The sequence below is a fragment of the Pseudomonas sp. 478 genome (assembly GCF_003254125.1).
Lineage (GTDB): Bacteria > Pseudomonadota > Gammaproteobacteria > Pseudomonadales > Pseudomonadaceae > Aquipseudomonas.
Window position 1 is genome coordinate 65857 of record NZ_QKZG01000013.1, and the last position, 26250, is coordinate 92106.

Annotated in this window: 27 protein-coding genes, 4 tRNA genes and 1 pseudogene; 25 read left to right on the forward strand and 7 right to left on the reverse strand. The window is 59.3% G+C overall.

The genetic code is table 11. From position 1 onward, the window contains the following. Positions 1-86: 86 nt before the first annotated feature. The 5 genes from DFS28_RS23935 (at position 87) to DFS28_RS23955 (ending at position 4393) form a co-directional block, all read left to right on the forward strand. Positions 87-893 (forward strand): alpha/beta fold hydrolase, encoded by an 807-nt coding sequence (locus DFS28_RS23935; protein ID WP_111451724.1) that lies wholly within the window; start codon positions 87-89, stop codon positions 891-893. Further along, positions 890-1744, forward strand: a complete 855-nt coding sequence (locus tag DFS28_RS23940) for an alpha/beta hydrolase (RefSeq protein WP_111451725.1) — start codon at positions 890-892, stop codon at positions 1742-1744. The genes DFS28_RS23935 and DFS28_RS23940 overlap by 4 nt, the downstream gene beginning before the upstream one ends. A 50-nt stretch (positions 1745-1794) precedes the next feature. Further along, the gene (locus DFS28_RS23945) at positions 1795-2454 is read left to right on the forward strand and encodes a glutathione S-transferase family protein (protein WP_111451726.1); all 660 of its coding nucleotides are present in this window, start codon (positions 1795-1797) and stop codon (positions 2452-2454) included. An 8-nt stretch (positions 2455-2462) separates the two neighbouring features. Then, the gene (locus DFS28_RS23950) at positions 2463-3269 is read left to right on the forward strand and encodes a DUF4892 domain-containing protein (RefSeq protein ID WP_111451727.1); all 807 of its coding nucleotides are present in this window, start codon (positions 2463-2465) and stop codon (positions 3267-3269) included. Positions 3270-3337: 68 nt separating this feature from the next. Beyond that, on the forward strand, positions 3338-4393 hold the full coding sequence (locus tag DFS28_RS23955) for an AI-2E family transporter (RefSeq protein ID WP_111451728.1): 1056 nt from the start codon (positions 3338-3340) through the stop codon (positions 4391-4393). A gap of 152 nt (positions 4394-4545) precedes the next feature. Here the strand turns inward: DFS28_RS23955 and xopAW are convergent, their stop codons facing one another. The 3 genes from xopAW to DFS28_RS23970 form a co-directional block, all read right to left on the reverse strand. Further along, positions 4546-5172: a XopAW family type III secretion system calcium-binding effector gene (gene xopAW / locus DFS28_RS23960; protein WP_111451729.1), complete on the reverse strand. Its 627-nt coding sequence runs from the start codon at positions 5170-5172 to the stop codon at positions 4546-4548. 118 nt (positions 5173-5290) lie between these two features. Then, a complete protein-coding gene (locus tag DFS28_RS23965; protein WP_111451730.1) occupies positions 5291-6343 on the reverse strand; it encodes a HAMP domain-containing sensor histidine kinase in 1053 nt (350 codons plus the stop codon). Beyond that, the gene (locus DFS28_RS23970; RefSeq protein ID WP_033053235.1) at positions 6343-7101 is read right to left on the reverse strand and encodes a response regulator; all 759 of its coding nucleotides are present in this window, start codon (positions 7099-7101) and stop codon (positions 6343-6345) included. The genes DFS28_RS23965 and DFS28_RS23970 overlap by 1 nt, the downstream gene beginning before the upstream one ends. A 292-nt stretch (positions 7102-7393) precedes the next feature. Here DFS28_RS23970 and pyrF point away from each other — a divergent pair, with 292 nt between their 5' ends. Next, a complete protein-coding gene (pyrF, locus tag DFS28_RS23975) occupies positions 7394-8092 on the forward strand; it encodes an orotidine-5'-phosphate decarboxylase (protein ID WP_161990885.1) in 699 nt (232 codons plus the stop codon). Positions 8093-8191: 99 nt separating this feature from the next. Here the strand turns inward: pyrF and DFS28_RS23980 are convergent, their stop codons facing one another. Then, positions 8192-9199: an NADP-dependent oxidoreductase gene (locus DFS28_RS23980; protein ID WP_111451732.1), complete on the reverse strand. Its 1008-nt coding sequence runs from the start codon at positions 9197-9199 to the stop codon at positions 8192-8194. Then, positions 9196-9333, reverse strand: coding sequence for a hypothetical protein (locus tag DFS28_RS30550; RefSeq protein ID WP_158539696.1), 138 nt, complete (start codon positions 9331-9333; stop codon positions 9196-9198). Before DFS28_RS30550 ends, DFS28_RS23980 begins: the two co-directional genes overlap by 4 nt. Before the next feature lie 101 nt (positions 9334-9434). Between DFS28_RS30550 and DFS28_RS23985 the strand changes: the two genes are divergently transcribed. From DFS28_RS23985 to DFS28_RS31270, 4 genes and pseudogenes are all read left to right on the forward strand, one after another. Further along, positions 9435-10196: an SDR family oxidoreductase gene (locus DFS28_RS23985; RefSeq protein WP_111451733.1), complete on the forward strand. Its 762-nt coding sequence runs from the start codon at positions 9435-9437 to the stop codon at positions 10194-10196. 184 nt (positions 10197-10380) lie between these two features. Then, entirely contained in the window at positions 10381-11772 is a 1392-nt protein-coding gene (locus tag DFS28_RS23990; RefSeq protein WP_111451734.1) for a PLP-dependent aminotransferase family protein, read from the forward strand. Positions 11773-12759: 987 nt separating this feature from the next. Then, positions 12760-12984: pseudogene (locus tag DFS28_RS31265) on the forward strand (HAMP domain-containing protein); the annotation flags it as partial. After that, entirely contained in the window at positions 12982-13845 is an 864-nt protein-coding gene (locus DFS28_RS31270) for a methyl-accepting chemotaxis protein (RefSeq protein ID WP_371922182.1), read from the forward strand. The pseudogene DFS28_RS31265 and the gene DFS28_RS31270, both read left to right, overlap by 3 nt. A 209-nt stretch (positions 13846-14054) precedes the next feature. On the opposite strand, the gene DFS28_RS24000 is transcribed toward DFS28_RS31270, so the two are convergent. Beyond that, on the reverse strand, positions 14055-14813 hold the full coding sequence (locus DFS28_RS24000; RefSeq protein WP_178082228.1) for a hypothetical protein: 759 nt from the start codon (positions 14811-14813) through the stop codon (positions 14055-14057). 393 nt (positions 14814-15206) lie between these two features. On the opposite strand from DFS28_RS24000, the gene DFS28_RS24005 reads away from it, so the two are divergent. From DFS28_RS24005 to DFS28_RS24020, 4 genes are all read left to right on the forward strand, one after another. Further along, a tRNA-Glu gene (locus tag DFS28_RS24005) sits at positions 15207-15282 on the forward strand. Positions 15283-15285: 3 nt separating this feature from the next. Further along, a tRNA-Gly gene (locus DFS28_RS24010) sits at positions 15286-15361 on the forward strand. Between the two features lie 105 nt (positions 15362-15466). Continuing rightward, positions 15467-15542, forward strand: a tRNA-Glu gene (locus DFS28_RS24015). A 3-nt stretch (positions 15543-15545) separates the two neighbouring features. Beyond that, a tRNA-Gly gene (locus tag DFS28_RS24020) sits at positions 15546-15621 on the forward strand. Positions 15622-15679: 58 nt separating this feature from the next. Here DFS28_RS24020 and DFS28_RS24025 read toward each other — a convergent pair. Beyond that, positions 15680-16549, reverse strand: coding sequence for a response regulator transcription factor (locus DFS28_RS24025; protein WP_111451737.1), 870 nt, complete (start codon positions 16547-16549; stop codon positions 15680-15682). Positions 16550-16959: 410 nt separating this feature from the next. Here DFS28_RS24025 and DFS28_RS24030 point away from each other — a divergent pair, with 410 nt between their 5' ends. The 11 genes from DFS28_RS24030 (at position 16960) to DFS28_RS24080 (ending at position 26247) form a co-directional block, all read left to right on the forward strand. Beyond that, positions 16960-17154 carry a Flp family type IVb pilin gene (locus DFS28_RS24030; RefSeq protein WP_111451738.1) on the forward strand — a complete coding sequence of 65 codons (195 nt, stop codon included), beginning with the start codon at positions 16960-16962 and terminating at the stop codon, positions 17152-17154. 141 nt (positions 17155-17295) lie between these two features. Then, a complete protein-coding gene (locus tag DFS28_RS24035; protein WP_111451739.1) occupies positions 17296-17493 on the forward strand; it encodes a Flp family type IVb pilin in 198 nt (65 codons plus the stop codon). Between the two features lie 27 nt (positions 17494-17520). After that, a complete protein-coding gene (locus DFS28_RS24040; protein WP_111451740.1) occupies positions 17521-18051 on the forward strand; it encodes a prepilin peptidase in 531 nt (176 codons plus the stop codon). Between the two features lie 2 nt (positions 18052-18053). Continuing rightward, positions 18054-19382 (forward strand): AAA family ATPase, encoded by a 1329-nt coding sequence (locus DFS28_RS24045; protein ID WP_111451741.1) that lies wholly within the window; start codon positions 18054-18056, stop codon positions 19380-19382. Positions 19383-19397: 15 nt separating this feature from the next. Beyond that, complete coding sequence (cpaB, locus tag DFS28_RS24050) at positions 19398-20213, forward strand: Flp pilus assembly protein CpaB (RefSeq protein ID WP_111451742.1); 816 nt, start codon at positions 19398-19400, stop codon at positions 20211-20213. A 77-nt stretch (positions 20214-20290) separates the two neighbouring features. Further along, positions 20291-21631 (forward strand): TadE/TadG family type IV pilus assembly protein, encoded by a 1341-nt coding sequence (locus tag DFS28_RS24055; protein WP_111451743.1) that lies wholly within the window; start codon positions 20291-20293, stop codon positions 21629-21631. Positions 21632-21639: 8 nt separating this feature from the next. Then, on the forward strand, positions 21640-22119 hold the full coding sequence (locus DFS28_RS24060) for a TadE/TadG family type IV pilus assembly protein (protein WP_111451744.1): 480 nt from the start codon (positions 21640-21642) through the stop codon (positions 22117-22119). Further along, positions 22119-22613 carry a TadE/TadG family type IV pilus assembly protein gene (locus DFS28_RS24065; protein ID WP_111451745.1) on the forward strand — a complete coding sequence of 165 codons (495 nt, stop codon included), beginning with the start codon at positions 22119-22121 and terminating at the stop codon, positions 22611-22613. The genes DFS28_RS24060 and DFS28_RS24065 overlap by 1 nt, the downstream gene beginning before the upstream one ends. After that, positions 22607-23827 carry an AAA family ATPase gene (locus DFS28_RS24070; RefSeq protein ID WP_111451746.1) on the forward strand — a complete coding sequence of 407 codons (1221 nt, stop codon included), beginning with the start codon at positions 22607-22609 and terminating at the stop codon, positions 23825-23827. The genes DFS28_RS24065 and DFS28_RS24070 overlap by 7 nt, the downstream gene beginning before the upstream one ends. A gap of 3 nt (positions 23828-23830) precedes the next feature. Further along, positions 23831-25264 carry a CpaF family protein gene (locus tag DFS28_RS24075; protein WP_111451747.1) on the forward strand — a complete coding sequence of 478 codons (1434 nt, stop codon included), beginning with the start codon at positions 23831-23833 and terminating at the stop codon, positions 25262-25264. Further along, positions 25261-26247 (forward strand): type II secretion system F family protein, encoded by a 987-nt coding sequence (locus DFS28_RS24080; protein WP_111451748.1) that lies wholly within the window; start codon positions 25261-25263, stop codon positions 26245-26247. Before DFS28_RS24075 ends, DFS28_RS24080 begins: the two co-directional genes overlap by 4 nt. Positions 26248-26250 lie beyond the last annotated feature (3 nt).

A 26250-nucleotide genomic window follows, 5' to 3' on the forward strand; every position in this document is an offset into this window, starting at 1 on the left:
GTCATCATTCCTGGCACTTACGGTCATTGCTGTAGGACGTCGTCTTACGGACAATCAACCCTTGTTTTCGTTGATGGATCACCGGTATGTCGCAACAGATATTTTTCGCCCACGCCAACGGTTTTCCCTCAGGCACCTACGGCAAGTTGTTCGCGGCGCTGGCGCCCGAGTATCAGGTGACGCATCTGCAGCAGCACGCCCATGACCCGCGTTTTCCGGCGGACGACAACTGGTACAACCTGGTCGATGAGCTGATTCATCACCTCAAGCAGCAACCGGAACCGGTGTGGGGTGTCGGCCATTCCTTCGGTGGCGTGCTGCACCTGCACGCGGCGTTGCGGTGCCCCGAGCTCTATCGCGGCGTGGTGATGCTTGATTCGCCGGTGCTGACCCGCGCTGATCAATGGGTGATCCGCGCCGCCAAACGCTTCGGTTTCATCGATCGCCTGACCCCGGCCGGCCGTACGTTGGGACGCCGGGAAGAGTTCACCGATCTGGACGCGGCCCGACTCTATTTCGCGGGCAAAACCCTGTTTCGCAGTTTCGACCCGGAATGCTTCGACGCTTACCTGCAACACGGCTTGCACAAGGTGGGCGACAGGTTGCGCCTGCGCTTCGACCCGGCCACGGAAATCAGTATCTACCGTGGCGTGCCGCACACCAGTCCCGGCCGCACACGGCAACTGAAAGTGCCGCTGGCGGTGGTGCGCGGGCACAAGAGCCGGGTGGTGATGCGTCATCACGCAAGCCTCGTGGGACGCTTGCCGCTGGGCGAGTCCCTGACCATGCCGGGTGGCCATATGTTTCCCCTCGAACGTCCCCAGGACACGGCCACGCTGCTGAAGAACCTGCTCAGCCGGTGGGACGGTCGCCACCAACAGGATTGCGCATGAGCAACGTCGTTGAAGAAGTTCGCCTGAGCCTGCCGCACATCGAGTTGGCAGCGCACTTGTTCGGCCCCGAAGATGGCCTGCCGGTGATCGCCTTGCATGGCTGGCTGGACAACGCCAACAGCTTCGCCCGGCTGGCGCCGAAGCTCAAAGGCTTGCGCATCATCGCGCTGGACATGGCCGGTCACGGTCATTCCGGGCATCGGCCGACCGGTGCCGGTTACGCGCTGTGGGACTACGCCCATGACGTGCTGCAAGTGGCCGAGCAATTGGGTTGGAAGCGCTTTGGGCTGCTGGGGCATTCCATGGGCGCGATCGTTTCGCTGGTGCTGGCCGGTTCGTTGCCGGAACGCGTGACCCATCTGGCATTGATCGACGGGGTCATTCCTCCTACAGACAAGGGCGAAAACGCTGCCGAACGGATGGGCATGGCCCTGCAAGCGCAGCTGGATTTGCGGGAGAAGCGCAAACCGGTCTACAACACCCTCGACCGGGCCATCGAGGCGCGCATGAAAGGCTTGGTCGCTGTCAGTCGCGAAGCCGCAGAACTGCTGGCCCAGCGTGGATTGATGCCAGTGCCGGGCGGTTATACCTGGCGCACCGATAACCGCCTGACCTTACCGTCGCCGCTGCGTCTGACCTCAGAACAGGCAATGGCCTTCGTCCAGCGAGTCAGTTGTCCTGCAAAACTGGTGGTGGCTGCCGACGGCATGCTCGCCAAACATCCCGAGTTGCTGGAGCGTCTACCCTTTAGCCGTGAACAGCTGCCTGGCGGTCATCATTTGCACCTGAATGACGAACCCGGTGCCGACCTTGTCGCAGACTGTTTCAATCGGTTCTTCGCCGTTCCTTGACTTGCGCCGGGCAACTGTCGAGGCTGGGCGGGTTGAAATGGGAGACAACCATGATAGATCTCTACACCGCTGCGACCCCGAATGGCCACAAGGTCTCTATCGTGCTCGAGGAACTCGGCCTGCCCTACACGGTGCACGCCTTGAGTTTCGACAAAAAGGAACAGAAGTCCGAGGGCTTCCTCAAGATTAATCCCAATGGCCGGATTCCGGCGATTGTCGACCGCGCCAACGGCGATTTCGCTGTGTTTGAATCCGGCGCGATCCTGATTTACCTGGCTGAATTGAGCGGCAAACTGCTGCCAAAAGACCCCAAGGGGCGCTCGGTGGTCCTGCAATGGCTGATGTTCCAGATGGGTGGGATCGGCCCGATGCAAGGCCAGGCCAACGTGTTTTTCCGTTATTTCCCGGAGAAACTCCAGGGCGCCATCGATCGCTATCAACATGAAACCCGCCGCCTCTATGAAGTGCTCGACACGCGCCTGCAAGCCGTGGAGTTTCTGGCCGGTGAATACAGCATTGCCGACATCGCCACTTATCCGTGGGTCCGTGGCCATGAGTGGTCGGGTGTCGCGGTCGACGGTTTGCCGGCCCTGCAGCGCTGGATGGCAACCATGGAGGCGCGTCCGGCGGTACAGCGCGGTTTGCTGGTGCCTGAGCGCATCGATGACGCCAGTATCGTCAAGGGTGCCCAGGCCATGCTGATCCGATGAGTCTATCCATGCGTTCATTCAGTCTGCTGGCGCTGTGTTGTTTCAGTCCGCTGTTATTTGCCGCCGATGTCCCGGGCAGCCATGACCTTCCGATCGTGCCGCGTATGGCCGATGCGCAGATCGTTGACTATCGTCCGGTCGCCGAACTTGAGCGGATCTATCCATTGGGTTCGATCCGCAAAATCAGCGGCCAGTTGCGCTTCGACGGCCAGGTCGCTGCCCGAGGGCAAACCACGTCGGTAACCTACGAGTTGCCACCGGAGCATTCCTCCACCGAGGCCTTCACCGCCGCTCGTGAAGCGTTGCAGAAGCAGGAGGCCCAGTTGCTGTTCTGGTGCCAGGCCCGTGATTGCGGCGAAAGCAGCCTGTGGGCCAATGATGTCTTCGGCAATGCCAAGCTGTATGGCGCAGATGATCAGCAAGCGTTTTTGCTGTTGCGTCTGGCGGCCCCACAGGACAACACGCTGGTGGCGCTTTACAGCATCACGCGCGGCAATCGCAAAGCTTATCTGCACGTCGAACAGTTTGACGCCGCCGCGCCGCTGGGTGATTTGCTGCCGACTTCTGCAACCTTGCTTCGAGAGCTCAAAAGCACCGGTGAACTCGATTTTCCCAAACTGACCGGCGATCCTGACGAGTCCTGGCTACGCCTGATCTCTCGTGGGCTGAATCTGGATACCACGTTGCGGGTCAGTGTTTCCGGGCCGAAGGCCGAAGCCTGGCGTCAGGCACTGATCGGGCAGGGTGTGCGTACCGCCAGGATGGAAGCCGGCAGCATCGACGGCGCTGGCTTGCACATCGAACTGTTGCGGTAAGCTTTATCAGGCGAACGCACACGCTGCGTTCGCCTACTCTTTTGCGGACTGACTTTTTCGAGATTTAGATGATCAATAACGATCGGCTGTTGGTGCAGATCCTGCTCCTGGTGCTGTTTGGCGCGAGCTTCTGGGTGATGGCGCCGTTCTGGTCGGCGCTGTTCTGGGGCGCCGTGCTGGCGTTTGCCAGTTGGCCGCTGATGCGTTTGCTGACACGTTTGCTCAATGGTCGCGAATCTCTGGCGGCCGCAATGCTGACGCTGGGCTGGATGTTGCTGGTGGCGTTGCCGTTGGTCTGGCTGGGGTTCAACCTCGCGGACCATGTGCGCGATGCCACGGCGTTCATCAAGGATGTGCAGGTCGACGGGCTGCCGGAAGCGCCGGCCTGGCTGGGCAGTATTCCCTTGTTGGGCGAGCGGCTGGTGGGGGTCTGGAACAGCATCGATCAGCAGGGCGCGGCAATGATGCTGGCGGTCAAACCTTATCTGGGGCAGGTCGGCAATTGGTTGCTGGCGCGCAGTGCGCAGATTGGCGGCGGGATACTTGAGCTGACGTTGAGTATCGTCTTCGTGTTCTTCTTCTACCGTGACGGGCCGCGTCTGGCGGCGTTTGTTCACGGGTTGCTGGAACGTCTGATTGGTGAGCGTGCCGGGTATTACATTGAGTTGGTGGCGGGCACGGTGCAGCGGGTGGTGAACGGCGTAATCGGGACGGCAGCGGCCCAGGCGGTTCTGGCGTTGATCGGGTTTTTGATTGCCGGGGTACCCGGGGCGCTGGTGCTGGGGATCGTCACGTTTTTGTTGAGCCTGATTCCGATGGGACCGCCGCTGGTGTGGATTCCGGCCACGGCCTGGCTGGCCTGGAAGGGCGAGTACGGGATGGCGGTGTTTCTCGGGATTTGGGGGATGTTCATCATCAGTGGCGTCGACAACGTGCTCAAACCGTACCTGATCAGCCGGGGCGGGAATTTGCCGTTGGTGATTGTCCTGCTCGGGGTGTTTGGCGGGCTGATTGCCTTCGGGTTTATCGGCTTGTTCATCGGCCCGACGTTGTTGGCGGTGGCCTACAGCCTGCTGAACGACTGGAGCAAGAGTCAGGCCCGGGTTGAGGATCGCCGGCCCTGAGATTGATCGTTCCCACGCTCTGCGTGGGAATGCCGCATGGGACGCTCCGCGTTCCGCTTCGGGATGTGACGCAGAGCGTCACGGGATGCATTCCCACGCAGCGTGGGAACGATCAACCTGTAGGAGCAAGGCTTGCCCGCGAAGCTTTTGACTTAAGTGGCCTCGTTCAGGTACTTGCCTACGGTCGCCACGTTGTCGAGCGAGTACTGCTTGCTGAGGTTGGCGATCATTTTGTTCAGGACTTCGGTCACGTTCGACTGATCGGTGGAACTGTCGGTGTTTCGCTCGCGGCCGGCTTGCAACGCCGCGTTCAAGTCGTCGCTGCTGACGCCGCCACTGCTGTCGCTATCCAGCACTTTGAGCAACGCGGCGCTGGTGTCGGTGCTGGTCGATGAGCTGCTGCTGGTCTGCAGCGCGCTGGTCAGCTCGGTGACGCTGACACTGCCGTCGCTGTCCGCATCGAGCTGACTGAACAGTTCTTCGCTGGACATTTGTTGAGGTGGTGGCGGCGGAGGGGCCATCGCGGCCATTTCTTCACTGCTCAGGCTGCCGCTTTCGTCGCTGTCCAGGTCAGCGAAGTTCTTGCTCAGGCTGACCAGCAGACCGTCGTCGGTTTTCTGCGACAGGGCGCTCTTGAGTTCATCCTGATCCACCGCACCGTCGCTGTTGCTGTCGAGTTTGGCGAGCATATCTTTCTGAAATTGCTGACTGCGTGCGGAGCTGGTTGCGGTGCTGCTGGTGCTGGTATAGCTCGTATAACTGCTGACGCTACCGATCATTGCGCTCACTCCTTGGAATGGATAACCGGTGGGTGCACCGGCTTATGCAGCCTCAAGGGGCAAGTTGTCGTGGGTATGTGAAGTTTGTACCGAGCGGTACACAGAGCACACGGATCTGCTAAATGGAACGAGGTAGTCGGATAACGGCGGTCAATCCGCCGCCGGGTGTTTCTTCCAGTCTCAACTGTCCACCCAGGCGTTCGGTCGCCTCGCGGGCGATGGTCATGCCCAGTCCGACGCCACCGGAGTTGCGGTTGCGCGATCCTTCCAGGCGAAAGAATGGCTCGAACACGGCTTCACGTTTATCCGCCGCAATCCCCGGCCCATGGTCGATGACCCGGATCACCAGGGTTTCGCGCGTGTCGTCGAGCGTAATCAGTGCCTGCCCGGCATAACGCAGGGCATTGTCCAGCAGGTTGTTGATGCACGAGCGCAAGGCCATCGGCTGCACTTGCAACGGTGCGCAGTGGCCGCTGGTCAGAACATCGGCGCCCTGGTCCTGGGCGTTTTCACTCAGGGATTCGACCAGCGCCTGCACGTCCATCCATTGCAGGGCCTCACTGGTGCGCTGCTCGTGCAGGTAGGTGAGCGTGGCGTCGAGCATGCCAATCATGTCGTCCAGATCCTGACGCATCTGGCCTTGCAATTTGTTGTCGTCGATCTGCTCCAGCCGCAGCTTGAGCCGCGACAGCGGCGTGCGCAGGTCGTGGGAAACGGCACCAAGCATCCGCGAGCGTTGCTGCACTTGTTCACGAATGCGTTGCTGCATCTTGTTGAAGGTGTGTGCCGCTTGCCGTGCTTCCCGTGGGCCGGACTCATCCAGAGGCGGGCTGTCGAGGTTTTCGCTCAGTCGCTCGGCAGCATCGCTCAGGCGCTGGATCGGCCGGCTCAGCAGTTTGGCACCGTACCAGGCGGCGATGATCAGCGAGACCAGCTGAAAGGTCAGCGGCACCACGGGGCCGCCGAACCACGGCCGCGGTGGCCGACTTGCGAAGCGCGGGTCCATCGGCGGACGCTGTCCGTCGACGTTTTCGGAAAACCCCGGCGGCGGAGGGGGCGGCGGTGGGCCGTAATAGTGAAACCAGAAAAACGCCAACAAATGCGCCAGGATGATCGCCACCAGCAGCATGCCAAACAGGCGGCCGAAGAGCGTATCGAAGCGCGCACGCATCAGCCGATGTCTCTGGCGTCGAACAGATAACCCTCACCGCGAACGGTTTTGATCAGTTGCGGGGCTTTGGGGTCGTCACCGAGTTTTTGGCGCAGGCGCGAGACCAGCAAGTCGATGCTGCGATCAAAGGCTTCGATGGAGCGACCACGAGCGGCATCCAGCAGTTGTTCGCGGCTGAGTACCCGGCGCGGACGTTCGATGAACACCCAGAGCAAACGGAACTCGGCGTTGGACAGCGGCACCACCAGGCCATCAGCGGCGATCAATTGGCGCAGCACGCTGTTCAGGCGCCAGTTGTCGAAGCGGATGTTGGCCCGTTGTTCGGTGCGATCGTCGCGTACCCGGCGCAGGATCGTCTGGATGCGCGCCACCAATTCCCGCGGCTCGAACGGCTTGGCCATGTAGTCGTCGGCGCCCAATTCCAGGCCGATGATCCGGTCGGTCGGTTCGCAGCGGGCAGTGAGCATCAGGATCGGGATGTCCGATTCGGCGCGCAGCCAGCGGCACAGTGACAAACCGTCTTCGCCGGGCAGCATCAGGTCGAGCACCACCACGTCGAAATGCTCCGCTTGCAGCGCCAGGCGCATCGCGGCGCCATCGGTGACGCCGCTGGCGTGAATGTTGAACCGGGCCAGATAGTCGATCATCAGTTCGCGGATCGGGACGTCATCGTCGACGATCAGGGCGCGAATGCTCCAGCGTTTGTCGTCGCCGGGCGCTTTTTGATCGTCGTTCACAGGGGCGTGGAGGTTGTGCATGCGTGCGTTCATCTGCCAGGTAGGCTGCCAACCACAAAGATGGGCTGCGAGGTTGTGGTTTCAGCATAGGCGTCCGGCCCGGAGGCAGGAAGTGCTGTAGGACGTGTTGCGGCTGCCGAAGGTAACGTTGAAGGGTGTTGCAGGCGTGTCATGTGTGTATCTGACTCGACACAATGGGTGCAAGGGCTAGTCTTGCTTGAGCCGTCTCGACGAATTACCGATCATCGGGTCCCGCAGAGGCGCTGGTTCCGCTACAATGCGCGCCGATTTCGACCTGCCTGAGAGCCCACTCATGTCCGCCTGCCAGACTCCTATCATCGTCGCCCTGGATTTCCCCACCCGTGACGCCGCACTGAAGCTGGCCGATCAGTTGGACCCGAAGCTGTGCCGGGTCAAAGTCGGTAAAGAACTGTTCACCAGCTGCGCTTCGGAAATCGTTGGCACCCTGCGTGACAAGGGTTTCGAAGTGTTCCTGGACCTCAAGTTCCATGACATTCCGAACACCACCGCCATGGCCGTCAAGGCGGCTGCGGAGATGGGGGTGTGGATGGTCAATGTGCACTGCTCCGGTGGTTTGCGCATGATGGCCGCGTGCCGCGAAGTGCTTGACCAGCGCACCGGTCCGAAGCCACTGCTGATCGGCGTGACCGTGCTGACCAGCATGGAACGTGAAGACCTGGCGGGTATCGGTCTGGATATCGAGCCGCAGGAGCAAGTGTTGCGCCTGGCCGCGTTGGCGGAAAAAGCCGGGATGGACGGTCTGGTGTGCTCGGCCCTGGAAGCCCACGCGCTGAAATCGGCGCACCCGTCGCTGCAACTGGTCACTCCGGGGATTCGTCCAGCGGGCAGCGCCCAGGACGATCAGCGCCGCATTCTGACCCCGCGTCAGGCGCTGGATGCCGGTTCCGATTATCTGGTGATCGGCCGTCCGATCAGCCAGGCCGCGGATCCGGCCAAGGCGTTGGCAGCTGTGGTGGCAGAGCTGGCTTAAGCGGCGACTGCAAAATCAATCGCGGGCAAGCCTTGCTCCTACAGATTTCACCGTCTGTAGGAGCATGGCTTGCCCGCGATGCTTTTCAGCTAGTTATGATCAATCAACCTTCAACACCAATTTCCCGAAATTCTCGCCGCTGAACAACTTCATCAGCGTCTCCGGGAACGTCTCCAGTCCTTCAACGATATCTTCCTTGCTCTTGAGTTGCCCCTTGGCCATCCAGCCGGCCATTTCCTGTCCGGCGGCGGCGAACTGTGCGGCATAGTCCATCACCACAAAACCTTCCATCCGCGCGCGGTTGACCAGCAGCGACAGGTAGTTGGCCGGGCCTTTGACCGCTTCCTTGTTGTTGTACTGACTGATGGCGCCACAGATCACCACCCGCGCCTTCATGGCCAGGCGACTCAACACCGCGTCGAGGATATCGCCGCCGACGTTATCGAAATACACATCGACACCTTTCGGACATTCGCGCTTGAGGCCGGCCTGGACATCTTCGTTTTTGTAATCGATGGCACCGTCAAAACCCAGTTCGTCGATCAGGAACTGGCACTTGTCTGCGCCCCCGGCAATGCCGACGACCCGGCAACCTTTGATCTTGGCAATCTGCCCGGCAATGCTGCCCACCGCACCGGCCGCGCCCGACAGCACCACGGTGTCGCCAGCCTTTGGTGCGCCGACATCGAGCAGGGCGAAATAGGCGGTCATCCCGGTCATGCCCAGCGCCGACAGATAGCGCGGCAGCGGCGCCAGTTTTGGATCGACCTTGTAGAAACCTCGTGGCTCGCCGAGGAAGTAATCCTGCACACCCAAGGCACCATTGACGTAGTCCCCGACCGCGAAGCCCGGATTACTTGATGCAACGACTTTGCCTACGCCCAATGCGCGCATCACTTCGCCGATACCGACCGGCGGGATGTAGGACTTGCCCTCGTTCATCCAGCCACGCATGGCCGGGTCCAGGGACAGGTATTCGTTTTTGACCAGGATCTGACCCGTAGCCGGTTCGCCGACCGGTACTTCTTGATAGGTGAAGGTCTCGCGGGTCGCCGCGCCCACCGGACGCTTGGCGAGCAGGAACTGGCGATTGGTCTGGGTAGTCATGACAGGCACTCAAGATGAATGAAGACTTGTTGATAGACCTTCATGAACGATGCCGCAAGTTTGGCTGATGCGGCGAATGCATATCGATCCAGTGCAGTGATAGTCGAACCGGCGGTTTTATCACTGTCACTCATGGGCGCCCAACCGGCCTTCTGATAGTGCTGCCGCGCCGCAAGCCCTTGTGGCTAGATTGAGAACACACGATCCCCCGCATCTTCTCTTCGAGGACATAACTATGAGCATGACGTTTTCTGGCCAGGTCGCCGTTGTAACGGGCGCAGCCAATGGCATTGGCCGCGCGACCGCCCAGGCGTTCGCCGCTGAAGGCTTGAAAGTGGTCGTGGCCGACCTGGACGCGGCGGGTGGTGAGGACACGGTGGCACTGATTCGTACCGCTGGCGGTGAAGCCACCTTCGTGCGCTGCAACGTCACGCTGGAAAGCGATGTAAAAAATCTGATGGACGAGGTGGTCAATACCTACGGCCGTCTCGACTATGCCTTCAACAACGCCGGCATCGAGATCGAGAAAGGCAAACTGGCCGAAGGTACAGTCGATGAGTTCGACGCGATCATGGGCGTCAACGTCAAAGGTGTCTGGTTGTGCATGAAGTACCAGTTGCCATTACTGCTGGCTCAGGGCGGCGGTGCAATCGTCAACACCGCATCGGTAGCCGGCCTCGGGGCTGCGCCGAAGATGAGTATTTATGCGGCGTCGAAACATGCGGTGATCGGCCTGACCAAATCGGCGGCCATCGAATACGCCAAGAAAAAGATTCGGGTGAACGCGGTGTGTCCGGCAGTGATCGACACCGACATGTTCCGCCGTGCCTATGAAACCGACCCGAAGAAAGGCGAGTTCGCCAATGCCATGCACCCGGTCGGACGCATCGGCAAGGTCGAGGAAATCGCCAGTGCGGTGCTGTACCTGTGCAGCGATGGCGCAGCGTTCACCACGGGGCATTCGCTGGCGGTGGACGGTGGTGTTACGGCGTTTTGAAACCAGGCAGTTAAACGTAGGAAAAAACCGCATTCGTGCGGGTTTTTTTTTCGGTTCCTTAAAGGCCCCGGACAATGTGTTTCAAATGGTTAGAACTGAGGGTTTTGGTGGCGTTGTCGCACATCAGATCGACCGCTCCTGTGATTAACTGTTTCCCGCAAAACGGACAGGAGTTTGCTTGCTCATGGAGTTGAGAATCGATCGACAGGCATTGGTGCCGGTCGTACAGCAAATCGTCGACGCGCTAGCCTGCTGGCTTCGTCGTGGCGAGGTGCCGCCGGGAACGCGTTTGCCTTCCGTGCGGCAAATCGCCCGGATCAATTTGCTCAGTCAGGCCAGCGTCGCTGAGGCCTGTGAGCGCCTAGTGGCTCAAGGGGTGCTGGCGTCGCGTCAGGGCGCCGGTTTCATTGTCGCCATGCCAGCACTGGCTGCTCAGGGGCAACAGGATTGCCACTGGTTCGAGGGGGCAGAAGTGAAGCAGGGCGGCATCTCGGGCGAACTCAAACTGGGGTGTGGCGGACTACCCGAGAGCTGGCGCGAAACTGACGACCTGAGCTACGCGATCCGTCAGGTCAGTCGCACCGACATGACCGGCCTGTTCAACTACAGCACGCCGCTGGGCCTGCCAGCCTTGCGCCAGCAGATCCACAAACGCCTGAAACATCTGGATATCGTGGTGGAGGAAAGCCGGATCTTGACAACGGCCGGGGCCAGTCAGGGGCTGGACCTGATCGTGAGGACCTTGTTCAAGCCGGGTGATTGCGTGGTAGTGGAGAATCCCGGTTATTCCTTGCTGTTCGATTTGCTCAGGTTGCACGGGGTCAGCATGTTCGAGGTGCCTCGAACCCCGTGCGGGCCGGACATTGAAGCGCTTGAGGCACTGCTGGTTAAGTACAGGCCTTGCGGGATCTTTATCAATAGCTTCTATCACAATCCCACTGGCAGCAGCCTGGCGCCGGCGGTGGCGCAGCGGGTTGTGCAACTGGCCAAAACCTATGGCCTTCTGGTAATCGAAGACGATGTCTATGCGGATTTTCACAGCGGCCCCGGTACGCGCCTCGCTGCGTTGGGTACCGATGACAACGTGATCTATGTCGGTAGCTACTCCAAAACCCTCAGCAGTTCGTTGCGGGTCGGTTTTGTAGTGGCCGGCGCTGAGGTTATTTCGCGGCTGGCCGAGGTCAAGATGATCAGCAGCATGGGCGCTTCGAGGTTTTGCGAGTCGGTGCTGGCAAGCCTTTTAGCCAGCGGTGCCTACCGCAAACTGGTCCAGCGCCAGCGCCAGCGTTTGAGCAATGACAGGGAGGCGGCGTTGCAAGTGCTTGAAGACGCCGAGTGGGAGGTGTTCGGCAAGCCCGTCGGTGGATTGTTCATCTGGGCGCGATCGCGGATGTCCGACTACGCTCTGGTGCGCAAACAAGCCCAGCGTTTCGGTGTCCTGTTGTCTTCTGCGACGGCATTCAGTCCCACCGCGGAGGCCAGTGACTGGCAGCGTATCAATGTGGCCTATGCCTGTGATCCGCGAGCCCGGGCGTTTTTTCAGGCCACCGCTCCGGATCGACCTCAAGCGTTCTGAAAACGACGCAAGCGTAGCTTTTTGCCATTATTCCGACGCCAGAGACTTGTGTTGATACAGGCCCGTTGCGAATCTGCGTCAACAGACTATGTCAGGGGACTAAGTGCAATGATTTCGGCCGTGCAAGGACGTTTTGCCAACCTCGGTATGGCGAAAAAACTGGGTGTCGGGTTTGTACTGGTGCTGCTGTTGACCGCCTTGGTGGCGGCCATCGGCGTATGGTCCCTGCAAACCATCAGCCAGCGCTTCGACGGACTCAAGCAGATGTCGTCGCTCAACAGCGGTTTGCTCAAGGTGAGACTGCTCGAGCAGGAATACGCCTTGCACGGCAACCCGAAAACCGCTGATGCGCTGCGCGAGGGCGTTGACGGCCTGATCGCCCTGGCAACCCAACTGAAAGCGGCGTCTGCGGCCAACGTGCCGGTGATGAATGACGTCGAGCAGTCCCTGGGGGCTTATCGCAAGGCCTTCGACGAGTTCGTTTCGCTCAGCCAAGCCAAGGACCTGGCACTGGAGATGGCCAGTTGGTCGGTGTCCAGCGTGGCCAACAACCTCGACGTGTTGCAGGCCGGGCTGGCCGATGACGGCGCCTATGCCTTGAAGGAGTCCGAAGGCAAGGACGGTGGGCAGTTCATCGAACAAGCCAATCAGGTCAGCCAGGTGTCGCGGTTGATGTTGCAAGCCATGAACGAAGCGCGTGTGCGTCTTGACCAGAGCCGCAAGGGCGACGACAGCGCAGGGCAGGGCAAGATCGAGCAGGCCGACCAGGCACTGACCCAGGCCGAGCAGCTGAAAACCACGGTCAAGGATGAGGGTTACCAGACGGTCCTCAATGAAGTGGTCGGGCACATTGGCGGATTCAGTGAAAAACTCGCCGAGTACACCGGCCTGCTGGCGCAGGAAAAAACCGTCTATGAGCAACTCCATCAGCGCGCTTCTCAGGTGGTGGAGCGGGTGGATCAGGCTTATGTCGCCGAAGACCAATCGATGCAGGCGGAGCTGAAAAAGAATTCGCTGCTGATCATTGGTTCCTCGGCGCTGGCGCTGCTGGTCGGGCTGATTGCGGCCTGGGTGATTACCCGGTTGATCGTGGCACCGCTGCGCAGTGTGATCCGTGTTGCTCAACAGATTGCTTCTGGCGATTTGAGTGCGACGATTGAAGTGACCCGTCGTGATGAGATTGGGCAGTTGATGCAGGCCATGCAGCAGATGGGGGCAGGGCTTAGCAGTATTGTCAGCGGTTTGCAGGCGGGTATCGAACAGTTGGCCAGTTCCGCGCAGTCGCTGTCAGCGGTGACCGAGCAGACCAATCTTGAAGTCAGCAGCCAGAAGGAAGAAACCGAACAGGTTGCTACCGCGATGAATCAGATGACCGCCACCGTGCACGACGTTGCGCGTAATGCGGAGGAGGCCGCTCAGGCAGCGCAGACGGCAGACGACAAGGTTGAAAGTGGTCAGCAGGTGGTGCGCCAGAGTATGGCGCGGATCGAACAGTTGGCGGATTCAGCCACCTCGGCCAGTTCAAGCATCGAAAGCTTGAGTGCCGAGATCCAGAACATCGGTACAGTGCTGAGCGTCATCAAGAGTGTGGCCGAGCAGACCAATCTATTGGCCCTCAACGCCGCGATCGAGGCGGCTCGAGCCGGCGAGCAGGGCAGGGGCTTTGCGGTGGTAGCCGATGAAGTGCGAGCCCTGGCCAAGCGCACTCAGCAATCGACCGAGGAGATTGAACGACTGGTGAGCGCCTTGCGTTCTGCGGCTCAGTCTTCTGTTCAGCAGATTCAGAACAGTGGCGAGCTGGTGAAGCTGGCGGTGAGTGATGCGTTGCAGACTGAGAGTGCGTTGGGGAGTATTGCAGCGGCAGTGTCTTTGATTCAGCAGATGAACCAGCAGATCGCAGCAGCTGCCGAGGAGCAGAGTTCAGTGGCTGAGGAGATTAATCGCAGTGTCACGAGTATTCGAGCCAGTGCGGATCAGTCTTCGTTGGCGATGCAGGGGAATGCGGCTTCCAGTATTGAGTTGGCGCAGTTGGGGGTTGAGTTGAAGGGGATGGTGGGGCACTTTCGGCTCTGAGGAGTACACCGATCAACTGTGGGAGCCGGGCTTGCTCGCGATGGCGGCCTGACAGCCGACCAATTACTCGCAGGTGTACACCATTCCCCTGTGGGAGCGAGCCTGCTCGCGATGACGGCCTGACAGCCGGCCTGTCTTTCCTGGATGTACACGCCAACCACAACGCAAAAAAAAGCCACCTGTTCAGGTGGCTTTTCGTTTTTTTGTGATCAGTCGTAGATCACTTTTTTCTTCCAGTCCGCATCGGCCTCGACGTCTTTCAGGCCTTCGGTCAGCTGGTTCACTTCGCCTTCTACCGGGGCGATGTTGTCCATGACTTGTGCGTTGGCGCGAGCCAGGAGTTTTTCCAGGTATTCCAGCTGTTCGGCGTAGACCTGGGGTTCCTGTTGTTTGCGCAGGTATTGCACGCCGCGTTCGAACGCCAGGCGGGCCTGGCCGGGCTGGTTCTGTTGCAGGGCGTGCTGGCCGAGGTTGTTGAAGAATTCGATGTGCAGCAGGACCAGGATGTGGCGAACTTCGCGGATCCAGCGTTTGGCTTCGTTGGTTGGCAGGAAGCCGTCCTGTGCGGCGCGGGTGATTTGGCCGTGCAGGGCTTCGAGCAGGAAGCGTACGTCCTTGGCTTTGGCTTCGGTCTGGATCGGTGCCGGCGGGTTGTTGACCGGGATCGATTCGCCCTGGCCGACCAAGGCGCTCAGTTCGCCAATCCGTGCCTTGAGGTTGGCGCTGGTTTTTTCCAGATGAAGCAGGCGTTGGCAGACGTTCAATTCCAGACGGGTCAACAGCAGCTTGAGTGCCGGTGTCATCAACTGGCCGGGGAAGGTCTCGGTGATTTCGCCGCAACGACGCAGACGATCATTGAGCTCAACTTTGGCGCGGGCCTTTTCCAGCTTATTGTTTTCCACCACATGGTTCATGTAGCCAATGGCGATCAATAGTGCGATCCCGGCTACGACTAGCAGGGTGATCATGAGTGGTGTCACCGGTAAGACCTCTTTATGGGGTTCGCGTGCGAGTGTAGTGGCTTGGCATTGGGACGCATAGCGCCGCTCAGCGAGTTGAATCGGCTACTGCACTGCCTGTATCGGCCGCGTTCCTGCTTATATAAGTAATAGCGTGCGAGGTGCACATTGCCATCATCTTGGGCGTGGGTGGACTATAACGTCTTGGCGGGTGTCAGAATATAGGCGTCAAACCCCGGTCGACGGAAAAGCCCGATTAGTGTCTCAAAGCAGGGCGAAGTCATTGATTTAAATAAATTTATATCTGGGGGTTGACGACCCCTCAATCCATCCATAGAATGCGCGCCACTTACAGCGTAAAGCACACAGCGAAACGCGGTAGGAAGTGAATGTTGTACGTGTGTCCCCTTCGTCTAGTGGCCTAGGACACCGCCCTTTCACGGCGGTAACAGGGGTTCGAGTCCCCTAGGGGACGCCATATGCGGGAATAGCTCAGTTGGTAGAGCACGACCTTGCCAAGGTCGGGGTCGCGAGTTCGAGTCTCGTTTCCCGCTCCAATTTTAAACAGCGTTGCTTTCGGGCAGGGCTGAGTGAAACCAGAACCAGCATCTTCGGATGCGGATTTGGGCACTGAAATACACACCATGTGTTTCAGTTAGCGTGTCCCCTTCGTCTAGTGGCCTAGGACACCGCCCTTTCACGGCGGTAACAGGGGTTCGAGTCCCCTAGGGGACGCCATTTGCGGGAATAGCTCAGTTGGTAGAGCACGACCTTGCCAAGGTCGGGGTCGCGAGTTCGAGTCTCGTTTCCCGCTCCATATTTAACAAAAACGCCGCTCAATGAGCGGCGTTTTTGTGTGCGCGTATAAAACCGCATCAACCGCTGAGGCTTTGAACCAGGCTTTCGAGCGCTTCAGTGGTTTTTTCATCGTGCACCATTTGCGCAGCGGCAGTCGCTCTGAGTTGGCGTGCCAAGCGGTATTCGCTGGGCGTGCAGTTTGCGAACTGCTTGAAGGCACGAGCGAAGTAGGAAGGATCCTTGAAGCCGGCCTCATAGCCGATGCTGGTAATAGGCATCTGGCTGTTGTCGAGTAGTTCTTTGGCGAAGTTCATGCGCTTGTTCAAGATGTAATCCGTGAAGCCAAGTCCATTGGCTTCCTTGAACAGGCGGCTGAAGCGAAATGTCGTCATGCCGCAGCGCTGCGCCAAATCCCTCTGATCAATGCTGTCCCGAAAGTGCTGCTCGATGTACAGCATGATGTTGCTCAGCGCCTGATGCTTTTGGTGCCCGGAGGTCAGCCGGATGCTGTCTGGCAGGGTCGGGGAGTGATCGATCAGCAGTGTCTTGCGGTGGTCGATAACATTCCGGCGCAGCTCGCAGAGCTGAACTACAGCAGTCAGGTAGCGACTCCTCTCGGTGACCGAGAGGGGGAGCACTATGTATTCCCAGACGCTGGAACGCATGGCCCAGACGGCCAGTTCTTCTGAGTGCTGCACGGTGAACATGGTGATTGGGATGGCCGGTGCGCTGCGTTTGATCTCCAGCAACAGCCTCAGGCCTGGTGTGTCGGGGCGATCGAAATGGATGCAGATCATGTCTGCGTGTTCCCCGATGGGCAGCACGGAGTTTTTCGCCAGTTTGCAGTCGCAGGTACCCTCGAACTGCGCGATGAGTTCTTTCGCGGATCGATCATGAGTCAGATCGAACCATAGGAGCGTTGGCCTTCTGGTCAAGTTGGACGTCATGTCTCTACTCTGGGATTCTTAGTGACTCTTTACGCTATGCAGTATCGACAATGTGCCATCACCTTGCAGATTTAATCTCGATATGAAAGAGGGGTTTTAGCTCTATTCGTTCTATGGGTTGCCTGGAACGCGGCCCAGGCGACTATTTGCTTGTGTGTTTTCGATGAGCCCGGGTCTAACCGCTTATCGCTTGTGAGTTAATGACAATCGCATTTGCCCTGTCATGCCTTGTTTACCCCCTCCCGTTACTTCTGCAAAGGCCAATGACCCCTATTTGGCCGCCCCGCAAAAAAGTCCTAGCGATGTGCAAAATCCTCCTAACGGCTATGCCTTCACCCTGACTAAGGTTGCATCAGGCAGCGCAAAACGTACTGCCTCAGAAAAAACAACTTTCGAGTGAGGTGGGCAAAATGATCATGCAAACAATCAAGGCTTCGGTAGTGAAGTTCGCCAAAGACGAAGATGGTCTGACCATTGTGGAATACGCGGTGGCGGGTGGGCTGATTACGGTGGCTGTCGCCACAGCGTTCGTGACGCTTGGTGGCCAGGTAAATACCAAAATCACGGCGCTGTGCACCGCGGTTAAAGGTGGCGTCGCCTGCTAATTCCCGCCGGGGGACGCGTCGATGTCCATGGAATAACCGGCTGCCTCTATTTCTGATAGGGCGCCGGGCAACTTTCTTAATGGATTTCGCGGTGTCCCTGCCAACTTACGTTATGAGCGGCATGCCGCTGGAGTGATCAAAATGACTTTGCAAACAATCAAGGCATCGGCACTGAAGTTCGTCCGGGACGAGGATGGTCTGACCATTGTGGAATACGCGGTGGCGGGTGGGTTGATTACGGTGGCTGTCGCCGCAGCGTTCGTAACGCTTGGGGGCCAGGTAAATACCAAGATCACGGCGCTGTGCACCGCGGTCAATGGTGGGGCCGCTTGCCCATAACAATAAGTCGCACTCGGGAGACGCACCATGTCCATGGAATTGCTGGTATCGACTGTTCTACTGCTAGGACTGCTGGGCGTCGCGGTGGTGAGCGATCTGCTTCGCCACCGTATTCCCAACATGCTGGTCCTGTTGGGCCTTGCCCTGGGAATGGCTGGTCAAGTCTATTCAGGCGGTGTCAGCGGATTGGGTGACAGCCTGTTGGGTATGTTGATCTGTTTTGGGATGTTTCTGCCGATGTACGCCGTGGGTGGCATGGCCGCCGGTGACGTTAAGTTAATGGCCATGGTCGGCAGTTTTTTACCGATTCATTACGCATTGTGGGCTGCCATGTTTAGCCTGATTGCCGGCGGCGTATGCGGTTTCCTGATCGTGCTGTTCCGCGGTCAATTACTTCAAACCCTGGGGCGTTATTGGCTGATTGTGAGGGCGCAGGCTTATCTGGCGCCGACTTCCGATGAAGTAGCCGGCAAGCCTTTCCCTTATTCGATTGCAATCCTGATCGGCACTTTAAACAGCGTCTACTGGCAACTGGTTGCCGGTGGATTGGGAGCTTAGTCATGCACGTCATCGTCGATAGTGATGCCTACCCCTGCGATCGGGACGCGGTGCAACGACTGGCTCCTCAGCCATGCACAATCCGTGAGACGGGTCTGACCGACAGTTTTCTCGGTGAGTTGGTGTGCAAGCATTTGTTTGATGCCGGCGTGCTGGACATGTCGCGGCTGGTGGAGCGCCTGGCGCTGACCGGCGCGGTACTTGAAGAGGTCCTGGCGTTTCTGCGCAAGGATGGTCGTGTCGAAGTGCTTGGCCAGGTGAGTCAAACGGGTGGGCAGATGCTGCGTTATGGCCTGACCGAACGTGGACGCAGTGCCGCCCGTGATGCCCTGTCGCGCAGCGGCTATATCGGTGCGGCACCTTTCCCGGTGAGTACCTACCGTTCCCTGCTCAAGATACAGACCATTCACCATGGTCGCATCAACGCCAACGATATGCGCAATGCCCTCGCAGGCGTAGTGCTCACGGAGGGGATGCTCGATCAGTTGGGTGTGGCGATGAACTCCGGGCGCGCAATCATGATTTATGGCCCTGCGGGTACCGGCAAGACCTATGTCAGCAGTCGGCTGATCCGTCTGTTTGACGAGGCCATCTGGGTGCCTCATGCCATTGTCATCAACGAGGCGGTGATCGAGATCTATGACCCGCAGGTGCATCAGCGGCTCGATGACAACGCTCAGCAGAACAATCTGATGCTCAACGAAGGGATCGACCGTCGACTGCTGTGCTGCAAACGCCCGATTGTCATTACGGGCGGTGAATTGAGCATGGAGCAGCTGGACGTTCGCTATGACCCTTTCACCCGTCAGTACCAGGCTGCCCTGCAGCTCAAGGCCAGCAATGGCCTGTTCATCATCGACGACATGGGACGCCAGCGCATGGCACCCGCCGAGCTGTTGAATCGCTGGATCGTCCCGATGGAAGAGAAACGCGATTTCCTCAACCTGGGCGGCGGTCGGCATTGCGAATTGCCGTTCGATCTGATTCTGGTGTTTTCCACCAACCTCAATCCTCTGGAACTGGCCGATGAGGCCTTCCTTCGCCGGATTGGCTACAAGCTGCAGTTCGGTTACCTGAAGCCCGAGGAGTACGAAAAGATCTGGCGCCAGGAAAGCGAGCGTCTGGGCATGCCTTATGACCAGCTGCTGGTGCGTTATGTGCTGCAAAGGCTCTATGCAAGTGAAGGCATGCCCCTGGTGCCTTGCCATCCCCGTGATCTCCTGAACATGGCGCTCGATCGTCAGCGTTATATGGGCGGTTCCGGACCACTGTCACCGCAAGATTTGGAATGGGCCTGGCACAACTACTTCGTCCAGCTCAACTTTCTTTGATACGGAGATACTGACATGAGCTCTCGTACTCTTTCCCTGATAGGCGTTTCCCTGGTCATGGGCCTTGGCGCTGCATGGATGGCCGACTCCTGGCTGAGCGCACGTCTCAACGCCAGCCCGGATGACCACCTTCGAAGCGTGGTGGTCGCCACGGTAGAGATTCCATTCGGGCAGATGGTCGAGGCACAGCAGGTCACGACCGTACGCATGCCCATGGACACGATCCCGGACGATGCTTTCGATTCCAGCGAAAAAGCAGTGGGCAAGATCGCTACGTTCGACATTTTGCGGGGCGACATTGTGCGTGGTGCGCGTCTGAGTGAGCACCTGGGTGGCAGCACCCTGGCCTCTTTGATTGCCCCCGACAAGCGCGCCATATCGGTACGTGTGGACGATGTGGTCGGTGTCGGCGGATTCCTGTTGCCGGGTAACCGGGTCGATGTTCTGGCGACCAAAACCACCAGCGCCGGCAGTAACAGTGCCGTGTCCAGGACCATCCTCGAGAACTTGCGGGTGTTGGCGGTGGATCAGACGGCGGGTACCGACAAGACCCAACCAGTGGTGGTGCGCGCAGTGACGCTGGAGATGTCGGCCTCTGAAGCGGAAGCCCTGGTCACGGCGCAGACGGAAGGCAAGTTGCAACTGGCGCTGCGTAACCCACTGAACCTCGAGAAGAAAATCGCGGCCGTTGCGCCTGTTGCGCCTGTTGTGCCGGCCATGACTGTGGCCGCCGTCGCGGTGCCAAAACGCGTGGTACAGCGCAGCAGTGGTGAGGGTGGTGGGTCTATTACCGTTATCCGCGGGACCCAAGCCAGTGTCGTCAAACGTTGACAGGGCGGTAGGGTGCCCGGGCACCAAAGTATTGGCGGAGCCGATCCGGATCAGTATCGGTAAACGAGGGCTTGAAGATGAATAATCGTATTCAGCGGCCGTTCACTGCGACGCCATGGCGCCAGGAAGGATCGGTGAGTGTATTGATGGTGTTTGCGTTGGCGGTGATTGGCATGATGGCGGCGCTGGCTTTGGACGGCGGGCATATGATGCTGAACAAAACGCGCCTGCAGAATGCGGTGGACGCCGCCGCCCTGAGTGGCGCCAAAACCCTGAGTCAGGTGGAAGGTGGTACCAACATTGACACCGTGACGAAGGCTGCCGCGCTCAATACGCTGATGCAAAATGCCAATGCCGCGGGCAACAATGAATTGGCAACGGCTATTGGCGGCAACGCAGGCACATTTGCAGTGGTGGAACTGGCAACGAGCGTCTATGGACCTTTCTCCTTTCCTGGGCCTTCGGGTGCCAAGTACGTTCGGGTATCGGTACCGAACTATAGCCTGACGGGGTTTTTCTGGAACTTCGCTCAGGTGTTCGGCTCTGGCGGCCTGGGGGCCAAAGCGGTGGCGGCGATTGCCACCGCTGGACCCAGCCCTACCAGTCCTTGTGATCTCTCACCTTTGATGGTCTGTGGCGACCCGACTAAATACAACCCGGGCACTGGCATGTTCTGGGGCTTCCAGTTTGGTGATTTGCAGGTATTGAAGACGGCCGCCGGCAATTCGTCGTCCATTGGTCCAGGCAACTTTCAGTTGCTCGACTTTGGCTCGGGCGGCAGTGCCGTCAGGGAGGACCTGGCCGGAGGTGGCAAGGAATGCCGCAGTGTGGGAGACAATGTCCAGACCGCCCCTGGCAACACGGTCGGCCCTACCTCTCAAGGCCTGAATACGCGCTTTGGCATCTACAACGGCCCGGTCAGTGCCTCGGACTATCCGCCGGACCTTGTGACCACGTCCAGCAACCCCGCAATCACTTACGACGACTCAGTCTCCCCGCCACAAGCGAAGTACAAGGGGCAAACCGTCACCTCGAGCAACGGCAATCTCACCGCGGGCAGCAACGCGATATTTGACTACAACGACTGGCGTGCGAGCACTGCCGCGTGTGTGGCAGGGGGCAGTGGCTGTCAGAGCAATGGGGTGTTCGAGCGCCGGATGCTGAAAGTCGTGGTGGGCAACTGCACCGGGAAGCAGGGCGGTTCAACCTCGATCCCCGTCCTGGGTTTCGGTTGCTATTACGTGGTGCAGCCAATGAGCGGCGGCGGTACGGAGTCGCAGATCTTCGGCCAGTTTGCGAAGGAGTGCGAAGGCGACAACGTGGCAGGCCCCTCGCCGTCAACCGATTCCGGGCCGCAGATCATTCAGCTCTACAAAACCTATCTCACCGGCAGCGGCACTCCGAGCACTGACTCATAGGAGGCGTCATGAGACTTCACGGATTTAAACATCCGCAGCGCCAACAAGGCCTGGCCATGGTGGAGTTCACCCTCGTCCTGCCCGTGTTGCTGTTGCTGTTGCTGGCCTTCGGTGAGTTCGGCCGCATGCTCTATCAATACAACGTGCTGCTGCAGGCCAGCCGCGATGCTGACCGTTTCGTCGCGAGCCAGGCCTGGAACTCGACGCTTGGTCAGGTCGCTCTGAGCAATACGCTACTGACCCAGACGAAAAACGTTGCGGTCTATGGCGTGCCTGCCAACACCGGGACCGCTGTGGTGTCAGGGCTGACGACTGGCAACGTGGTCGTCGCCGCAGTGGGTACCGAGCATGTGCGGGTCACCATCACTTACACGTTCTGCCCGGTGATTGGTGGTGGCAATTGTGGCGGCTCGATTCCGGGTTTCTTTGGTAATCAGATTTCGCTGAGCATTCCGCTGGTTGCCACTACCGTGATGAGGGCACTGTGATGAATAGAAAACACATGCGCGGCACCTATACGGTGGAGTTCGCCTTCATTGGTCTGCTGATGTTCACGCTGTTGTTCGGCGTGTTGGAAATGGGTCGCCTGTACTTCACGGTCAATGCACTGGATGAAGCCGTACGGCGTGGTACGCGCCTGGCTTCGGTGTGCAATATCAGCGATCCGGTGGTTCTGCGGCGGGCGATATTCAATGCCGCGACCGATGCAGGTGCGAGCCAGCTGATCGGTGATCTGGCCACCACCAACCTGACGCTGACCTATCTGGACGTCAATGGTGCTCTGGTGGCCAACCCTGCTGACCTGGTCAGCGTCAATGGTTTTCGTGCCATCCGCTATGTCCAGTTGAGTCTGCAAAACTTCGTTTTCAATCTGTTTATTCCCGGGCTCCGTGTGCCCATTACTTTGCCTGCATTCAGGGCAACGTTGCCACGCGAAAGCCTCGGGCGTCATTCCGGTTCCGGGGAGATCACGCCATGCTGAATACCAAGGAAACACCCGTCTCCAGTTCGACCGGCAAAGCCGGGCTCAGGTTGCTGATCAGCAGCCGTGACGCCAGCTCTTTGCGCGACCTGCAGAGCGTCTGCCAACGCATGCCTAGCCTGGAGGTGAGTACTCGCCTGGTGAGCAACGGGCATGTCGACCCGCTCTACGGTCTGGACCGGATGCCCGATCTGTTGCTGTTGCGCGTTAGCGACCTGTGGCGTGAAGAGCTGTCGGAACTGTTGCGGCGCCCGGCCCATGAGCGTCCGCCGATGTTGGTGTGCGGACTGCTGAGCGAACAGGAAGCCATGCGCCTGGCGATGCAGGCCGGTGCCCGGGACGTGCTGCCGGAGCCCATCGCCGAGACCGAACTGGTCGCCGCCTTGAATCGTCTGGTCACGGAAGTTCGGACCGGCAGTGGGGCAGAAGGAAAATTGATCGCCGTGATGAGCGCCAAGGGCGGCTCTGGCGGAACCCTGCTGGCCTGCAACCTGGCTCAGCAACTGAGCATCAAGGGTGGCAGCACCCTGTTGCTGGATATGGACCTGCAATTTGGCAGCGTGACGCATTATCTGGATGTGGCGCAGACGCATAGCCACCTGGAGGTGTTGCACCAGATCGACGGCATGGACAGCGTCGCGTTACGCGGTTTTTGCAGTCACTTCAGCCCGACCTTGCATGTGCTGGGCGGTCGGGCCGGTGAGCTGTGTTTGCCGCAGGATACCCAACCCGAGCAACTGGACACCCTGTTGCAGTTGGCCCGCGCCAGCTATGGCTGGGTGGTGATCGACCTGCCGCGGCAAATCGATCACCTCACCGGCTCTGTGCTGGAGCAGGTGGATCGGGTGTACGTGGTGGTGCAACAGAGCGTCAGCCATCTGCGTGATGCCAGCTCCCTGGTGCGGATTCTTCGCGAAGACCTGGGCGTGCGTGGGGATCAATTGCAAATAGTGGTGAACCGCTATGACAAGGCGGCAGCGGTCAGCCTCAAGGATATCGGCGAGGCGCTGCGTTGCACCAATCTGTCGACGTTACCCAACGACTTCAATCTGGTCAGCCAGAGTCAGAACACTGGCGTGCCGTTGGGGCTGCATGCGCCGAGGGCAGCGATCACTGCTGCACTGCGCAATATGACCGAGGACCTGGTCGGTCAACAGGTGGCCGGCAACAAAGGCTTGCTCAAACGTGCCTTTAACCGTTTTTTCGGGGGATGACCCATGATCAGCGACTTTCGTAACCGCTTGCGCAAACAGTCCGGTAAACCCGCCGCTGCCCAACCGGGTGACGACCTGTTGGATCCGGTAGAGGAAATAATGGCGTGGGAGCGTGCAGCGCCGGACGTTCTTTACGAAACCAGAAGTCAGGTCACCCCGGTGGAGGCCGAGTGGCGGGAAAAGATCTACCAGCAGTTGCTCAAGGTCATGGACCTGTCCTTGCTGGACTCCCTTGAGCAGGCCGAGGCTACTCGGCAGATTCGCGATATTTGCCTGCGCCTGCTCGATGAGCATACGGCACCGGTGAGTACCGTCAGCCGTCAGTTAATCATCAAGCAGATCACCGACGAGGTACTCGGCCTGGGTCCTCTGGAACCGTTGCTGGCCGATCACACTGTGTCCGACATTTTGGTCAACCGGCATGACTCAGTGTATGTCGAGCGCTTCGGCAAACTGCAACGGACCGATGTGCGTTTTCGCGATGATCAGCATTTGCTGAACATCATTGACCGCATCGTCTCCAGCCTGGGTCGTCGTATCGACGAGTCTTCGCCGTTGGTGGATGCGCGGCTCAAGGACGGTTCGCGGGTCAACGCGATTATTCCGCCGCTGGCCATCGACGGCCCGAGCATGTCGATCCGGCGTTTTTCCGTGGACCTGCTCAATACCGACAGCCTGATCCAGGTGGGGGCGTTGACCCCGGCCATTGCCCTGCTGCTCAAGGCGATTGTCCGTGGGCGTTTGAACGTGCTGATTTCCGGCGGTACCGGCAGCGGCAAGACCACCATGCTCAATGTGCTGTCCAGTTTCATCCCGCACAACGAGCGGATCGTTACCATCGAAGACTCTGCCGAACTGCAGTTGCAACAGCCCCACGTGGTACGCCTGGAAACCCGGCCTTCGAATATCGAGGGGCGTGGCGAGGTGGGCCAGCGGGAGTTGGTGCGCAACAGCTTGCGGATGCGTCCGGACCGCATTGTGATCGGCGAAGTGCGCGGTGCCGAGGCGCTGGACATGCTGACAGCGATGAACACCGGTCACGACGGCTCGTTGACCACGATCCACGCCAACACCGCACGCGATGCGCTGGGGCGGATCGAGAACATGGTGTCGATGACCGGGGCGACCTTCCCGATCAAGGCCATGCGCCAACAGATCGCTTCGGCCATCGGAGTGGTCATCCAGCTGGAACGTCAGGAGGACGGCAAGCGTCGCCTGGTCAGTGTGCAGGAGATCAACGGCATGGAGGGCGAGATCATCACCATGACCGAAATCTTCTCCTTCGTGCGCCAAGGCATAGGCGAAAACGGCGAAGTACTGGGTGATTTTCGGCCCAGCGGCATGATCCCCGCCTTCCGCGATGTGCTGGCCAAGCGCGGCATCGAGTTGCCGCTGACGATGTTCAGGCCTGAGTGGATGGAGGCACGGCAGTCATGAGCCATATTCCTGGTGAATTCATTCTGATGTTCCTCGGCATGGTGTTTATCGCTGTGTTCCTCCTGTCCCAGGGGGTGGTGGTACCGGTGTTCGGCGAGGCCGGCAAGATGCGCAAGCGCATCCGCGGCCGTTTGCATGTTCTGGAGAAAGCCAACAATCTGCCCAACATGCAGACGGTGTTGCGGCAGAAATACCTGACGCGCTTATCGCCACTGGAGGCCATGCTCGAGCAGTTGCCCTTTATGGCGAGCCTGACCCAGTTGATCGAGCAGTCCGGTCATGAATATCGTGCTTATCGGGTGCTGTTGCTCGGGCTGTTCCTGGGCGCCTGTGCAGGCATCTCGGTCTTGATGATCTCGTCAGTCTGGTGGATGGCGCTGCTGGCGGGGTTCGGAGTGTTCTGGGTACCACTGCTGAAAATATCTCGTGACCGTGGCAAACGCTTCGCTGCGTTTGAGGAAGGCCTGCCGGATGCACTGGATGCCATGTGCCGTGCCCTGCGCGCTGGACACCCGTTCAACGAAACCCTGCGCCTGGTCGGCGAGGAGCATAAGGGGCCGGTCGCTCAGGAGTTCGGTCTGACCTTCGCCGATATCAACTATGGCAACGATGTACGTCGGGCCATGCTCGGCCTGCTTGAGAGGATGCCGAGCATGACGGTGATGATGCTGGTGACCTCGATCCTCATCCATCGCGAGACCGGCGGTAATCTGACGGAAGTGCTGGAACGTCTGAGTCGGCTGATTCGCGGGCGCTTCCGCTTTCAGCGCAAGGTCAAGACCCTGTCGGCGGAAGGGCGGATGTCGGCCTGGATACTGGTGGCGATTCCCTTCGTGCTGGCGATCGCGATCATAGTCACCAGCCCCAGTTACCTGCCTGTGCTGGTCAATGATCCCATGGGCCACAAGCTGATCATCGGGGCGTTCAGCGCCATGTTGCTCGGGATTCTCTGGATACGCAAAATCATCCGGATTCAGGTTTAAGTG

Excerpts from the sequence above, each read along its gene's own strand:
- pyrF (WP_161990885.1), top strand. The coding sequence starts at position 7,394 with ATGTCCGCCTGCCAGACTCCTATCATCGTCGCCCTGGATTTCCCCACC.
- DFS28_RS23980 (WP_111451732.1), bottom strand. The coding sequence starts at position 9,199 with ATGACTACCCAGACCAATCGCCAGTTCCTGCTCGCCAAGCGTCCGGTG.
- DFS28_RS30550 (WP_158539696.1), bottom strand. The coding sequence starts at position 9,333 with ATGAGTGACAGTGATAAAACCGCCGGTTCGACTATCACTGCACTGGAT.
- DFS28_RS24030 (WP_111451738.1), top strand. The coding sequence starts at position 16,960 with ATGATCATGCAAACAATCAAGGCTTCGGTAGTGAAGTTCGCCAAAGAC.
- DFS28_RS23950 (WP_111451727.1), top strand. The coding sequence starts at position 2,463 with ATGCGTTCATTCAGTCTGCTGGCGCTGTGTTGTTTCAGTCCGCTGTTA.
- xopAW (WP_111451729.1), bottom strand. The coding sequence starts at position 5,172 with ATGATCGGTAGCGTCAGCAGTTATACGAGCTATACCAGCACCAGCAGC.
- cpaB (WP_111451742.1), top strand. The coding sequence starts at position 19,398 with ATGAGCTCTCGTACTCTTTCCCTGATAGGCGTTTCCCTGGTCATGGGC.
- DFS28_RS24065 (WP_111451745.1), top strand. The coding sequence starts at position 22,119 with ATGAATAGAAAACACATGCGCGGCACCTATACGGTGGAGTTCGCCTTC.
- DFS28_RS23965 (WP_111451730.1), bottom strand. The coding sequence starts at position 6,343 with ATGCGTGCGCGCTTCGATACGCTCTTCGGCCGCCTGTTTGGCATGCTG.
- DFS28_RS24070 (WP_111451746.1), top strand. The coding sequence starts at position 22,607 with ATGCTGAATACCAAGGAAACACCCGTCTCCAGTTCGACCGGCAAAGCC.
- DFS28_RS23970 (WP_033053235.1), bottom strand. The coding sequence starts at position 7,101 with ATGCACAACCTCCACGCCCCTGTGAACGACGATCAAAAAGCGCCCGGC.
- DFS28_RS24045 (WP_111451741.1), top strand. The coding sequence starts at position 18,054 with ATGCACGTCATCGTCGATAGTGATGCCTACCCCTGCGATCGGGACGCG.
- DFS28_RS24055 (WP_111451743.1), top strand. The coding sequence starts at position 20,291 with ATGAATAATCGTATTCAGCGGCCGTTCACTGCGACGCCATGGCGCCAG.
- DFS28_RS23990 (WP_111451734.1), top strand. The coding sequence starts at position 10,381 with ATGGAGTTGAGAATCGATCGACAGGCATTGGTGCCGGTCGTACAGCAA.
- DFS28_RS23940 (WP_111451725.1), top strand. The coding sequence starts at position 890 with ATGAGCAACGTCGTTGAAGAAGTTCGCCTGAGCCTGCCGCACATCGAG.
- DFS28_RS23945 (WP_111451726.1), top strand. The coding sequence starts at position 1,795 with ATGATAGATCTCTACACCGCTGCGACCCCGAATGGCCACAAGGTCTCT.
- DFS28_RS24035 (WP_111451739.1), top strand. The coding sequence starts at position 17,296 with ATGACTTTGCAAACAATCAAGGCATCGGCACTGAAGTTCGTCCGGGAC.
- DFS28_RS24075 (WP_111451747.1), top strand. The coding sequence starts at position 23,831 with ATGATCAGCGACTTTCGTAACCGCTTGCGCAAACAGTCCGGTAAACCC.
- DFS28_RS24000 (WP_178082228.1), bottom strand. The coding sequence starts at position 14,813 with ATGATCACCCTGCTAGTCGTAGCCGGGATCGCACTATTGATCGCCATT.
- DFS28_RS23985 (WP_111451733.1), top strand. The coding sequence starts at position 9,435 with ATGAGCATGACGTTTTCTGGCCAGGTCGCCGTTGTAACGGGCGCAGCC.
- DFS28_RS24040 (WP_111451740.1), top strand. The coding sequence starts at position 17,521 with ATGTCCATGGAATTGCTGGTATCGACTGTTCTACTGCTAGGACTGCTG.
- DFS28_RS24060 (WP_111451744.1), top strand. The coding sequence starts at position 21,640 with ATGAGACTTCACGGATTTAAACATCCGCAGCGCCAACAAGGCCTGGCC.
- DFS28_RS23955 (WP_111451728.1), top strand. The coding sequence starts at position 3,338 with ATGATCAATAACGATCGGCTGTTGGTGCAGATCCTGCTCCTGGTGCTG.
- DFS28_RS24080 (WP_111451748.1), top strand. The coding sequence starts at position 25,261 with ATGAGCCATATTCCTGGTGAATTCATTCTGATGTTCCTCGGCATGGTG.
- DFS28_RS31270 (WP_371922182.1), top strand. The coding sequence starts at position 12,982 with ATGGGGGCAGGGCTTAGCAGTATTGTCAGCGGTTTGCAGGCGGGTATC.
- DFS28_RS24025 (WP_111451737.1), bottom strand. The coding sequence starts at position 16,549 with ATGACGTCCAACTTGACCAGAAGGCCAACGCTCCTATGGTTCGATCTG.
- DFS28_RS23935 (WP_111451724.1), top strand. The coding sequence starts at position 87 with ATGTCGCAACAGATATTTTTCGCCCACGCCAACGGTTTTCCCTCAGGC.